This is a genomic window from Tardiphaga sp. (assembly GCF_028290785.1).
Taxonomy (GTDB): Bacteria; Pseudomonadota; Alphaproteobacteria; order Rhizobiales; family Xanthobacteraceae; genus Tardiphaga.
The window spans coordinates 1-12,124 of record NZ_JAQGJD010000353.1; the positions used below are offsets into that span (position 1 = coordinate 1).

Genomic DNA, 12,124 nt, shown 5'->3' on the forward strand with positions numbered 1-12,124 from the left:
CGCGCTTTCTTCCTTCTCCCCTTGCGGGAGAAGGTGGCGCGGACGAAGTCCGCGTCGGATGAGGGGTTTCTAGGCTCGGAGCTTGTGGCTACCCCGCACCCCTCCCCCCTCGCGCGCGGCCACCCTCTCCCACAGGGGGGAGAGGGAAGTAAGTGCGTCTTTGACTCGTCGCGGAACAATCCTATCTATACGACATGAGCGATATCCAGACCCAGTTCTCGGCGCTGAAACAGGCCGCCGATCCCGTCGTTGCCGAGGCCATCGAGCGCCTGGTGGCCGAGGGCGAGGATCACCAGCTCAACCGCGTCAACGTGCTCGACTTCGCGGCAGCCGCCGGCGTGAACGAGGAGCGTGCGATCTCCGGCTTCCTGCATGCCGCACGGCTCGGCCTGTTCGATCTGACCTGGAACGTGCTGTGCCCCGGCTGCAGCGGCGTGCTTGACGCCCACAGCACGCTGAAAGCGCTGCGCCATGACGACTATCAGTGCGGGCTGTGCGCTTGCGGCTACGAGGCGTCGGTGGACGAGCAGGTCGAGGTCGCCTTCACCGTCGCGCCACGGGTCCGGCGCATCGCCGCGCACGATCCCAACACGCTGCCGCTGTGGGAATATTTCAAGCAGGTGTTCTGGAGCTCCGGGGTCGATCTCAACCACGAGTCGTTCACGTCGCTGACCGACGAGGTGACGCTCGATGCGATGGAATTGCCGGCCCATCAGAAGGCGCTCATGTCGCTGCAACTGCCGGCGCAGTTCATCATCGTGTTCGAGCCGGTGACGCACACCGCGCAATTCATCGACGTGCAGGGCGAGCCGACCAGAGAGCGCCAGCAGCTGTCGCTGATCTATGACGGCAGCCACAAGCCGGCCGACAACATCACGCTGCGGCCAGGACCGCTGCACCTGTCGCTCGACAACCAGACCGATCTGCGGGTGTTGCCGTCGGTGTTCGTCGCCGCCGAAGGGCTCCATCACCTGATCGGCAAGCGCAAGCCGTTCGTCACGGCCAAGCGGATCCTGAGCAACCAGACCTTTCGCGATGTCTACAAGGCCGACAACCTCAGCATCGACCAGCGCCTGAAGATCACCTCGCTGACCTTCCTGTTCACCGACCTGAAGGGCTCGACTGCGCTCTACGAACGCGTCGGCGACCTCGCGGCCTTCGACCTGGTGCGCGCGCATTTCCATGCGCTGCTGGAGATCATCGCTTCAGAGGCCGGCGCCGTGGTGAAGACCATCGGCGATGCCGTGATGGCCACCTTCGTGCGCCCCGAACAGGCGCTTGCCGCCGCGTTGCGCATGCGCACGGCGATGGACAAGCTCAACGAGCAGCGCGGCACCAAGGATTTGGTGGTGAAGATCGGCATCCACGAAGGTCCTTGCCTCGCGGTGATGCTGAACGAGCGGCAGGATTACTTCGGCCAGACCGTCAACATCGCAGCCAGAGTGCAGGGCCTGTCCAACTCGCAGGCGATCCACGTGACCGGCCCGGTCATTTCGGCGCACGCGGTGGAGGCCATTCTGCAGGACGCCGGGATCGCGCCGATCCAGAAGCACGCGGCGCTGCGCGGCATTGCCGACAAGATTGTGGTCTACGAAATCCCCTGACACGCCGTCATGCCCGGCATACCGCCGGGCATGACAACAGCTACCGACGATTATTTAACCGTAATTCCGCGCCAAGGAACTTGCGTGCATTGCACGCGTTTACTTTTCAGGCCACAAAGTATTCGCCGCACCATCGCGGACGGGCAAACCATCGGGTTGGAAGACTGATGTTTGAAAAACTGCGCGAATTCATTGCCGACGTGGTGTCGCCGGGCGCGCACGAAAATCAGGCATTCGACGATACCGGCTATCGGCTCGCCGCCACCGCGCTGATGGTGCACGTCATCTCGCTGGACGGCGAACCCTCGGCGATCGAGACCACCAAGCTGCACAGCCTGATCGAAACCCGGTTCGGACTTGATCCCGGCACCGCCGGCAAGTTGATCGCCGCGGCGACCCTTGTCGAAGGCGACGCCGTCGATCTCTACCATTTCACCAGCGTGATCATGCGTGCCGTCGATGAAGCCGGCCGTATCCGCATCGTCGAGATGATGTGGGAGCTTGTCTATGCCGACGGCAAGGTTTCGGAGTTCGAGGAGAATGTCGTGTGGCGCGCCGCCGATCTGCTCGGCGTGTCGTCGCGGGATCGCATCGAGTTGAAGCGCCGCAGTGCCGGCGGCGCCGCGACGTCGGACGCGGCGGTCTGAGTCTACGGCTGCGGCAAGGCGCCGTGCTGCAATATAACCGAATTGTAATGTAGCTCGAATTACGGCCTGGCATTTGGGCGCGCTGAACGGAACTGGATTAACCGGTACCCCAGTGACCCTTGTGACTTGCGGACCATGGCTTTCCCTATTAGGCCTAAAGGCTCTTCATCTGACTTTACCGCCATTTCAAGAGCATCGCATTGTGACTGAGCGCGTGACGTTGATAACCGGGGCCTCGGCGGGCATCGGCGCCGAACTGGCCCGCGTGTTTGCAGCGCATGCGCACCGCGTCGTTCTGGTCGCGCGCCGCACCGATCGCCTGCAAGCCCTCGCTGACGAGATCGTCGCTGCCGGCGGTGCCGTGCCCATTATCATTCCTTGCGATCTCGAACAGCGCGACGCCTGCGAGCAGATTGCCGCTACGCTCGTGGCCGCCGATGTCGAAGTCGAATTCGTCGTCAACAATGCCGGCTTCGGCATGTTCGGCTGCGCGATCGAGATGGATCGCGCACAGCAGCTCGGCCTGCTCGACGTCAATGTCCGCGCGGTGACTGACCTGTCGCTGCGTTTTTCCGACAGCCTGATCCGCACCCAGGGCGGCATCCTCAATGTCAGCTCGATTGCCGGCTTCCTGCCGGGTCCAGGCATGGCGGTGTATTACGCCAGCAAGGCCTATGTGCTGTCGTTCACCGAAGCACTGCATGAGGAGCTCGGCCCGAAGGGCGTGCGCGTGACCGCACTCTGCCCCGGTCCGGTGCCGTCGGAATTTCAGAAGCGCGCCGGGTTCGAGCCGGGTCTGGATTCCGCGATTTTGCAGATGTCACCGGCCGCGGTCGCGCGCCTCGGCTATCGCGGGTTGATGGCGAACAAGCGCGTGGTACTCCCCGGCCTCGGCATCAAGATCGTGCCGTTCCTGCTGCGGTTCTTTCCACGCGGCTTTATCGCCGGGGCCGTCGCCCGGCTGCAGCTGCGCCGCGTCTGATCGGCATTGGCGCAGCGTCCGGCTTTCTGGCCCGCGACTTGCTTGCCACATCAACAGTGACCATTGACGCAAGGGCATGATTCCGCCTGATGAAACTGTTGGAAGACGACATCCAGGGTAATCGCAACGACATTCGTCCGGTGCTGATCGTGCTGCACCAGGAGAGCTCGACCCCCGGCCGCGTCGGCAATGCGCTGCGGCTGCTCGGCCATCCGCTCGACATCCGGCGCCCGCGCTTCGGCGATCCGCTGCCGGAGACGCTGGATGACCACGCCGGCGCCGTGATCTTCGGCGGGCCGATGAGCGCCAACGATCCTGACGATTTCGTGCGCCAGGAAATCGAGTGGATCTCGGTGGCGCTGAAAGAAGACCGGCCGTTCCTCGGCATCTGCCTCGGCGCGCAGATGCTCGCGGTGCAACTGGGCGCGCGGGTCGCGCCGCATCCGCAGGGCCGCGCCCAGATCGGCTACTACCCCATTCGCCCGACGGCGGCGGGCCACGCCATTTGCGCGCACTGGCCGGATCACGTCTATCACTGGCATTGCGAAGGGTTCGAGCTTCCAGCCGGCAGCGAGTTGCTGGCGGAAGGCAGCGACTTCCCGGTGGAAGCGTTTCGCGCCGGGCATTCTTTCGGCTTGCAGTTCCATCCCGATGTCACCACCGCGATGATGCATCGCTGGACCACCCGCGGCCACGCGCGCATGACCCTGCCCGGCGCCCGTCCGCGCGCTGACCATTTCAGTTTCCGCGCCCTGCACGACGTGGCGGAGCGGGCCTGGCTGAAGCAATTTTTGGACAACTGGCTGGCGCGGATGCCGATGGCGGTCGCCACGGAAACCACGCTGAGGCAGGCCGCTGAGTAAGGAGGGCTGGTCTGGCCGAAGCTTGCGATGCAAGCGAAGGATGGTGGAGCCAGGCGGGATCGAACCGCCGACCTCGTCATTGCGAACGACGCGCTCTCCCAGCTGAGCTATGGCCCCGATGCGAACCGGCCGCTCGCGCGGCACCGGTCAGCAATCGCCGCCATTTACAATCCCTGTTAACGGCAAGTCAAGAACGAGCAAAATCGCAGGATTTCCGGGCCATTTTGCCGGGAACTTCCCTTGTTTGCGGGGGTCCGAAACGATATTTACGCGGTAGTCGAATCCGCGACCAACACCGCGAGCCATCCCCGCCATGCGTGCCGTTCTCGATATCGTGCTGATCGTCCTCGATCTCTACGTCTGGCTGCTGATTGCCTCGGCGATCCTGTCCTGGCTGATCGCCTTCAACGTCGTCAACACCCGCAACCAGTTCGTCGCGGCAATTGCCGAATTCCTGTTCCGCATCACCGAGCCGGTGCTGGCGCCAATTCGCCGGTCGCTGCCCAGCCTCGGCGGCCTCGACATCTCGCCGATCGTGCTGATCCTGATCATCATGTTCCTGCAGCGGGTGATCACCTACTACATCTATCCCAACGTCATCTGACCCGTCAGGTGGATCCCTGGCGCTACGCGGCGGATGGGATCAGCATCGCGCTGCGCGTGACGCCGCGCGGCGGCCGTGACGACATCGACGGCATCGAGACGATGGCCGATGGACGAACCGTGGTGAAGGTGCGGGTTCGTGCCGTCGCCGAGGGCGGCGAGGCCAACCGCGCCGTCATCGAGCTGCTTGCCAAGGCGCTCGGCGTGCGCAAGCGCGATGTCCGGGTGCTGTCCGGTACGACGTCGCGGCAGAAGCAGGTCGCCGTCGATGGCGACCCGAAGAAACTTGGCGAAATGCTGCGGGCACTCACTGCAGCAAAGCCGAAGCAATCCAGCGAATAGGACCTGACATGACCGCCCGCATCATCGATGGAAAGATCATCGCCGCCGAACTGCGCGAGCGCGTCGCCGGCGAAGTCGCGCGCGTGCAACGCGACCATGGCCTGACGCCGGGCCTCGCGGTGGTGCTGGTCGGTTCTGACCCCGCCAGCGAGGTCTATGTGCGCAGCAAGCACAAGCAGACCCAGGCCGCCGGCATGGCCTCGTTCGAGCACCGGCTGCCGGCCGACGTGGCGCAGGCCGATCTGCTGGCGCTGGTCGCCAGGCTGAACGCCGATCCCGCGGTGCATGGCATCCTGGTGCAGCTGCCGCTGCCGAAAGGCCTCGACACCGACGCCGTCGTCAACGCCATCGATCCCGCCAAGGACGTCGATGGCCTGCATCCGAACAATGCCGGCCGCCTCGCCGGCGGCCTGCCGGCGCTGTCGCCCTGCACGCCGCTCGGCTGCATCATCCTGACCAAGACCGTGCACGCGTCGCTGGAAGGCATGAACGCCATCGTGATCGGCCGCTCCAACCTGGTCGGCCGTCCGCTGGTGCAACTGCTGCTCAATGAAAACGCCACGGTGACCATCGCGCATTCGCGCTCGCGCGATCTAGCCAAACTCTGCGCCCAGGCCGATCTGGTCTATGCGGCGGTCGGACGTCCGGAGATGGTGCGCGGCGACTGGCTCAAGCCGGGCGCCACCGTGATCGACGTCGGCATCAATCGCATCCCGGGCGACGACGGCAAGACGAGACTGGTCGGCGACGTCGCTTACGCCGAAGCGCTGGAGGTGGCGGGCGCGATCACGCCGGTGCCCGGCGGCGTCGGCCAGATGACGGTGGCGTGTCTGCTGGTGAATACGCTGCGCGCCGCGTGCGCGATTCACGGGCTCGCCGCGCCGAAAGTGTAGCAGGCAAATGCTGCCGTGCAGCCGGCAGGCTATTCCGCCTTTGCCGCATCGGCTGAAGCGTCCCGCATCGGCGCACGGCTGAGCTCGTTGCCGGCCGCGATCGCCTTGCGCAGCAGCCGCAGCAACTGGTCTGCCTCATCCGCGGTCAGGCCGCGCAACATGTTGCGCTGCGCCGCCTCGACCGCCGGCTCGATCCCGTCGAGGATTCGCCGCCCTTCTTCGGTGATCTGCAACTCGCGGACGCGACGGTCCCTGCTGTTGGCCTGACGCAGCAACAATCCTTTTTGCGCCAGCCGGTCGACAACGCCGGTGATGGTCGTGCGGTCATAGGCGATCAGTCCGGCCAGGGTGGCCTGATCGATGGCGGGATAATCCCGGACCGTGGTCAGCGCCGCATACTGGACCGGCGTGAGGTCGTGCCCGGCGGCCTCAACCTCGGCATGAAACACCGCCACCGCGATCTGCTGGAACCGGCGTGCCAGATGGCCCGGCTTGGCGTTGTTGTCGGTCATGAAATCCTTCGCGCTGCAAGATCTTGACAAGTATACTGATGATAAGCACACTGATTAAATATCACGGCTGCCTTTGCTGGTGTCAATCATAGACGCATCCCGCTTCAGCCATCGCGGCAAAGACCCGCCGAAGCGGGCCAGACTTGAACCGTGCAGTCGTCCGGCCCCCGCGGCGGGCGGGATCGCGGCTCTAAAGGGAGGTATCGTGCAGTTTCACCTCAACGGATTTGAGCCCGGCGATCCCCATATCGCCGACCCCGCGCAGCGGACTCCCGCGCCCGGATCGCCCGGGCCGGTGCCTGAGGTGGTCGATGTGCTGATCGTCGGCAGCGGCCCGGCCGGGCTGACGCTGGCGGCGCAACTATCCGCCTTTCCCGACATCAGGACATGCATCGTCGAGCAGAAGCCCGGCCCGATGCTCCGCGGCCAGGCCGACGGCATTGCCTGCCGCACCATGGAGATGTTCGAAGCCTTTGGCTTCAGCGAGCGTGTGCTCAAGGAAGCCTGCTGGATCAACGAGACGACCTTCTGGAGGCCGGACAGCGCTCAGCCTGACAACATCGTACGTAGTGGACGGGTGCAGGACACAGAAGACGGGCTGTCGGAATTTCCCCATGTCGTGCTCAACCAGGCGCGGGTGCACGATTTCTATCTCGACGTCCTCAGCAGATCGCCAGCGAGGCTCGCGCCCTATTACGGCCGGCGCCTGATCGATCTCCAGATCGCGCCCGAGACGGCCGGTGACACTAGCGATCCCTACACTGTCACCGCAAAGCTCGAGCGCAGCGAAGCGGGGCACGCGCCGCAGACGGAAATCATCAAGGCGCGCTATGTGGTGGGCTGCGATGGCGCCCGCAGCGCGGTGCGCACGTCGATCGGACGTGCGCTGCGTGGTGACTCCGCCAATCATGCCTGGGGCGTGATGGACATGCTGGCGGTGACCGACTTTCCCGATGTCCGCTTCAAGTCGCTGATCCAGTCCGCCGCGCACGGCAGTATCATCATCATCCCGCGCGAGGGCGGCTACCTGTTCCGTCTCTATATCGAGATGGACAAGCTCGACGCCGGCGAACGGGTGTCCAACCGCAATATCACGTCGGACGATCTGGTAGCGGCGGCGCGGCGCATTCTCCATCCCTATACGCTCGACGTCAAAGAGGTGCCGTGGTGGTCGGTCTACGAGATCGGCCAGCGCATCTGCGACAAGTTCGATGACGTGCCCGAAGCTGATATGGCGCAGCGCCTGCCGCGCGTATTCATCGCCGGCGACGCCTGCCACACCCACAGCCCGAAGGCCGGCCAGGGGATGAACGTCTCCATGCAGGACGGCTTCAACCTTGGCTGGAAGCTGGCTGCGGTGCTGCGGCAGCGCTGCGCGCCTCACCTGCTGCACAGCTATTCGGCGGAGCGGCAGGCGATCGCCCGGGAGTTGATCGACTTCGATCGCGAATGGGCCGAGATGCTGGCGTCGAGCAAGGGCTTCGATGCGGCCAGGACCCAGGACTATTTTGTCAGGCATGGCCGCTACACCGCGGGAACGGCCGCGCGCTACAGCCCGTCGTTGCTGACCGGCGAAGCGACCCATCAGCATCTGGCATCGGGCCTGGCGATCGGCATGCGCTTTCATTCCGCGCCGGTGATCCGCGTCGCCGACGCGCGGCCGATGCAACTCGGGCACACGGTCAAGGCGGATGGCCGCTGGCGCATTGTTGCGTTTGCCGGCGCAGGCGACCCGACCGCGCGCGATTCCGGCATTCGGACCTTGTGCAGCTTTCTCTCCGAGGCTGTGGAGTCGCCCGTGACGAAATATACATTGCCGGGAGACGACATCGATTCCGTGATCGATCTCCGCGCGGTGTTCCAGCAGGATCATCGTGACATCGCCATCGAGGCCATGCCGCCGCTGCTGCTGCCCCGCAAGGGACGCTACGGACTCTGCGATTACGAGAAAATGTTCAGCGCCGATCTGAAGAGCGGCCACGACATTTTCACCCTGCGCGGCATCGATCGCAAGCTGGGGTGCATGGTGGTGGTCCGGCCCGACCAGTACGTCGCACACATTCTTCCGCTCGACGGTCATGCGGCGCTTGCTGCCTTCTTCGACGGCTTCATGACGCGGCCCGCGATGTGAACGACGGGTCCGCGCGCCAAATCGTCTGCAGGCGAATCGCCTCGGCAAAGTGGCGCGCAGTAGGGAGGGAAAAAATTACTGCGCCGTGTTCTCGATCAACCGCCGATAGAACCGAATCATGTCACCGTAATTCGCGACGCTCAGCCGCTCGTTGCTGCCGTGGAAGCGCTTCAAATCTTCCGAGCCGGCGCGCACCGGCGAAAACCGGAAGATGTTGTCGGCAATCCCGGCATATTGCCGCGAGTCGGTGGCGGCGATCATCAGGCCGGGCGCTACCACCACATCGGGAAATATCTCGCGAATGGTCCGGTTCAGCGCGCGATAGGACGGCGTCATCGTCGCCGTCACCGGCGGCGGATCGGTATTGCCCGGCGCCGCCGCGATCGCGATACGCGCGTCATTCGCCGTGCGGCGGATATGATCGGTCACGCTGGCCTGGGTATCGCCGGGCAGCAGGCGAAAATTGACCGTCGCCTCGGCGAGGCCGGGCAGCACGTTGTCCTTGTCGCCGGCCTTGAAGATGGTCAGCGCCGTGGTGGTGCGGACGGTGGCCTCGGTCGGTCCGCTCTTTTCGAATTCGCGCAGCAGCAGCGGCCTGAACAGCCACAGGTTCGATAGCACGACGCGGTTGAAGAGGTTCATCTCCGGCGCCAGCGTATCGAGCATCTCGCCGACCAATGGCGGAAGCCGCATCGGCAGCCGATTGCCTTCAAGCCGCACCAGCGCAGCACTCAACATGCCAATGGCGGTATCGCGCGGCGGCATCGAGGAATGTCCGGGCGTGGCCTGCGCTGTCAGCGACAGCGTTGCGTAGCCCTTCTCGGCGACGCCGATCAAGGCCGCCGGCCGGTCGAGGCCCTTCAGGATGCCCTCGGTAATGACCAGCCCTTCGTCGAGCACGAATTCGAGCCGGACGCCGCGCGAGGCGAGCAATGCCGCGATCGCGCCGGCGCCGCGCAGGCCGGCGACTTCCTCGTCGTGGCCGAAGGCGAAGTAGATCGTGCGCTTCGGCCGGAAGCCGCCTCGGGCCATCGCCTCGGCCGCTTCCAGGATCGCATAAAGGTTGCCCTTGTCGTCCCACGCGCCGCGGCCCCAGACGAAGCCGTCGCTGACCACGCCATCGAACGGCGGCTGCTGCCAGTCCTTCTCAGTGCCGGGTGCTACCGGCACCACATCCTGATGTGCCAGCAGCGCGATCGGCCGGGCTGCGGGATCAGAGCCTTGCCACGCATAAAGCAGGCTGTAGCCGCCGACCGTGTCGTGCGTCGTCGCGGCATGGAAGGCCGGAAAACTGGCGGCGATGTGCGCGTGTAGGCCGCGAAAGGCGTCTGCGGAGCTGTCGGGATCGGCGATGTCCGCGATGGTGCGGAAGCGGATCGCGGCGCCGAGCCGCATGGCGGCGGCCTGCGCATCGACCGGCGGCTTCGCGATGGCCGCGACCTGCAATTGCCGCGAGGGTTGCCGCCAGGTGTTGAAAACCACAACGGCCGCCAGCAGCACAACGGCTGCGGCGGCCAGGATCACTGCGGTTCGAAGCAGCTTGAGCCAACGGCGCATTCGGAAGTTTCCCTTCTGCGGCGCCGCGGCGGCTGTTACTTGCCCTTGGCTTCCCGGGCGCGATCGATGCCTTCCTGGATCAGACGGTGGGCGTCGGCGGCATCGCCCCAGCGTACTACCTTGACCCACTTGCCGGGCTCGAGGTCCTTGTAGTGCTCGAAGAAATGCTGGATCTGCTGCAGGGTGATTTCCGGCAGGTCGCTGTAGTTCTTCACCTTGTCGTAGCGCTGCGTCAGCTTCGAGGTCGGCACCGCGATGATCTTCTCGTCGAGACCGGCTTCGTCTTCCATCAACAGCACGCCGACCGGGCGGCAGCTCATCACCGCGCCCGGCACGATGGCGCGGGTATTGGCGACCAGCACGTCGCACGGGTCGCCGTCGCCGGACAGCGTGTGCGGGATGAAGCCGTAATTGCCGGGATAGCGCATCGGCGTGTAGAGGAAACGATCGACGAACAGCGCGCCGGATTCCTTGTCCATCTCGTATTTAATCGGCTCGCCGCCGACCTGGACCTCGATCACGACGTTGACTTCTTGCGGCGCGTTGGCGCCGATCGGGATTGCCTCAAGGCGCATCGGAAACTCCAGATTCGGGAAGATCGGTTGCGACAGGGGTAGCCGAGCCAAGGCCCGGCTTCAACGCCTCCGATGCCACGAATGGCAAATCAATTTAAAGACTTAATTGGTCCAGGCGAACGCCACCTTGTCGAGCGACTTGGGCCCGAAGCGCTCCGAGGAACGGGCCACCATTCGGCCGCCCAACGCACGGTAAAATTCGGTGGCGCCTTCGTTGTCCGACAGCGCCCAGATCACCATGCTCTTGAGACCGCTCTGCATCAGGTCGCGCTTGGCGGAAGCGAACAGGCGGCGGCCGAAGCCGAGGCCCTGGAATTCAGGGCGAAGATAGAGCTCGTAGATCTCGCCTTCGAAATGCAGGCTGCGGGCGCGGTTGCGGCCGTAATTGGCGTAGCCGGCGACCTTGTCGCCGAAGCACAGCACGCTGACGCGGCTGCCCTTGCGAATCGCCGAATCCCACCATTGCGGGCCGCGGCGGTTGATCAGCTTTTCCAGCTCCGGCCCGGGGATCAATCCCTGATAGGCGGAGCGCCAGGCTTCATCATGGGTGGAAGCCACCGCGGACGCATCCGCAGCTTTGGCCGGTCGAACCTCGATCAGGTTTGTGCTCATGGACCTGATCAAAGCAAGTCAGCGCGCGCTGTTCAAGCTCCATCGTTAATTATCGGTTAACGTGTGGATTTTTCGCATCAGTTTGGCTTGCGAGTTGTGCCGAAAAAGGACTGGTGGCCCGTTGGCGCGCCGATCCGGACAGATTTTCCCGAAATCGTGATTCGAAAGTCGCTCCTTGCTGCACCTGCACCGGCGACAGGCGATGGCAAAGCGCGCGAAACTGATTCGCGGCGTGCCGTTTGCGTGCGCCACTTGCCCAGGATTTTCAGCGCACATGAAACTGTTCAAAGCGTTTGGCGTGGGGGTTGTGGCTGTCGACCTGAGGGCGTTGGCGCTGGCGCAAAACCACCTCAGCGCGTGCGACGCTGCATCGCGCCGGCGGCGAATGGATGTTTCCGCTCGCGCTGATTGCGCTCGCGTCCACACCAAGCGCGGAACGCGCATGGGCGGCGCCATGCCGGATAACGCCTTGATGGCCATCACCGCGCGGCCGGGAAAGAAGCGATGACCCAGCAATGGCCCGACGACGACGTCATCCTGTATGACGGCGTCTGCATGTTCTGCTCGCACTGGATCCGCTTCATCGCCGCGCGCGACATCGAGCGCCGTTTCCGCTTCACCGCCATCCAGTCGGCTTACGGCGCCCGCCTCGCGCATGCGCTCCGCATCGACCCCACCGACCCCGACACCAATGCCGTGATCCACAACGGCATCGCGCACTACAAATCCGACGGCGCGCTGACTGTATTATCGCTGCTGCCGGGTTTTGGATGGGTGCGGGTGCTGCGCGTGTTGCCGGGATG

At 64.6% G+C, this 12,124-nt stretch carries 14 protein-coding genes and 1 tRNA gene; 10 read left to right on the forward strand and 5 right to left on the reverse strand.

All coding sequences use genetic code 11. From position 1 onward, the window contains the following. The first annotated feature begins 194 nt into the window (after positions 1-194). The 4 genes from JWR89_RS22765 (at position 195) to JWR89_RS22780 (ending at position 4,096) form a co-directional block, all read left to right on the forward strand. Positions 195-1,604, forward strand: a complete 1,410-nt coding sequence (locus JWR89_RS22765) for an adenylate/guanylate cyclase domain-containing protein (RefSeq protein ID WP_299720371.1) — start codon at positions 195-197, stop codon at positions 1,602-1,604. Positions 1,605-1,771: 167 nt separating this feature from the next. Then, entirely contained in the window at positions 1,772-2,251 is a 480-nt protein-coding gene (locus JWR89_RS22770; protein WP_299720373.1) for a TerB family tellurite resistance protein, read from the forward strand. Between the two features lie 202 nt (positions 2,252-2,453). After that, the gene (locus JWR89_RS22775; RefSeq protein WP_299720375.1) at positions 2,454-3,233 is read left to right on the forward strand and encodes an SDR family oxidoreductase; all 780 of its coding nucleotides are present in this window, start codon (positions 2,454-2,456) and stop codon (positions 3,231-3,233) included. A gap of 89 nt (positions 3,234-3,322) precedes the next feature. Next, positions 3,323-4,096: a glutamine amidotransferase gene (locus JWR89_RS22780; RefSeq protein ID WP_299720377.1), complete on the forward strand. Its 774-nt coding sequence runs from the start codon at positions 3,323-3,325 to the stop codon at positions 4,094-4,096. 41 nt (positions 4,097-4,137) lie between these two features. On the opposite strand, the gene JWR89_RS22785 is transcribed toward JWR89_RS22780, so the two are convergent. After that, a tRNA-Ala gene (locus JWR89_RS22785) sits at positions 4,138-4,213 on the reverse strand. A gap of 196 nt (positions 4,214-4,409) precedes the next feature. On the opposite strand from JWR89_RS22785, the gene JWR89_RS22790 reads away from it, so the two are divergent. The 3 genes from JWR89_RS22790 to folD are packed head-to-tail and all read left to right on the forward strand — an operon-like array spanning position 4,410 to position 5,934. Beyond that, entirely contained in the window at positions 4,410-4,700 is a 291-nt protein-coding gene (locus JWR89_RS22790) for a YggT family protein (RefSeq protein ID WP_299720379.1), read from the forward strand. Between the two features lie 8 nt (positions 4,701-4,708). Further along, positions 4,709-5,041 (forward strand): DUF167 domain-containing protein, encoded by a 333-nt coding sequence (locus tag JWR89_RS22795; protein ID WP_299720381.1) that lies wholly within the window; start codon positions 4,709-4,711, stop codon positions 5,039-5,041. 8 nt (positions 5,042-5,049) lie between these two features. Next, positions 5,050-5,934 (forward strand): bifunctional methylenetetrahydrofolate dehydrogenase/methenyltetrahydrofolate cyclohydrolase FolD, encoded by an 885-nt coding sequence (gene folD, locus JWR89_RS22800; protein WP_299720383.1) that lies wholly within the window; start codon positions 5,050-5,052, stop codon positions 5,932-5,934. Positions 5,935-5,963: 29 nt separating this feature from the next. Here the strand turns inward: folD and JWR89_RS22805 are convergent, their stop codons facing one another. Continuing rightward, on the reverse strand, positions 5,964-6,446 hold the full coding sequence (locus tag JWR89_RS22805) for a MarR family transcriptional regulator (protein ID WP_299720385.1): 483 nt from the start codon (positions 6,444-6,446) through the stop codon (positions 5,964-5,966). Between the two features lie 205 nt (positions 6,447-6,651). Here JWR89_RS22805 and JWR89_RS22810 point away from each other — a divergent pair, with 205 nt between their 5' ends. Continuing rightward, positions 6,652-8,577, forward strand: coding sequence for an FAD-binding monooxygenase (locus JWR89_RS22810; RefSeq protein WP_299720387.1), 1,926 nt, complete (start codon positions 6,652-6,654; stop codon positions 8,575-8,577). Between the two features lie 75 nt (positions 8,578-8,652). On the opposite strand, the gene JWR89_RS22815 is transcribed toward JWR89_RS22810, so the two are convergent. From JWR89_RS22815 to JWR89_RS22825, 3 genes are all read right to left on the reverse strand, one after another. Beyond that, on the reverse strand, positions 8,653-10,134 hold the full coding sequence (locus tag JWR89_RS22815) for a M20 family peptidase (RefSeq protein WP_299720389.1): 1,482 nt from the start codon (positions 10,132-10,134) through the stop codon (positions 8,653-8,655). A 35-nt stretch (positions 10,135-10,169) separates the two neighbouring features. Beyond that, complete coding sequence (ppa, locus tag JWR89_RS22820) at positions 10,170-10,709, reverse strand: inorganic diphosphatase (protein WP_299720391.1); 540 nt, start codon at positions 10,707-10,709, stop codon at positions 10,170-10,172. A 102-nt stretch (positions 10,710-10,811) separates the two neighbouring features. Then, complete coding sequence (locus tag JWR89_RS22825; RefSeq protein WP_299720393.1) at positions 10,812-11,321, reverse strand: GNAT family N-acetyltransferase; 510 nt, start codon at positions 11,319-11,321, stop codon at positions 10,812-10,814. A gap of 274 nt (positions 11,322-11,595) precedes the next feature. On the opposite strand from JWR89_RS22825, the gene JWR89_RS22830 reads away from it, so the two are divergent. Both JWR89_RS22830 and JWR89_RS22835 read left to right on the forward strand, forming a co-directional pair. After that, positions 11,596-11,829 carry a hypothetical protein gene (locus JWR89_RS22830; RefSeq protein ID WP_299720395.1) on the forward strand — a complete coding sequence of 78 codons (234 nt, stop codon included), beginning with the start codon at positions 11,596-11,598 and terminating at the stop codon, positions 11,827-11,829. Next, positions 11,826-12,124 (forward strand): thiol-disulfide oxidoreductase DCC family protein (locus JWR89_RS22835; RefSeq protein WP_299720397.1); only part of this gene is annotated, 299 nt, incomplete at its 3' end. The genes JWR89_RS22830 and JWR89_RS22835, both read left to right, overlap by 4 nt.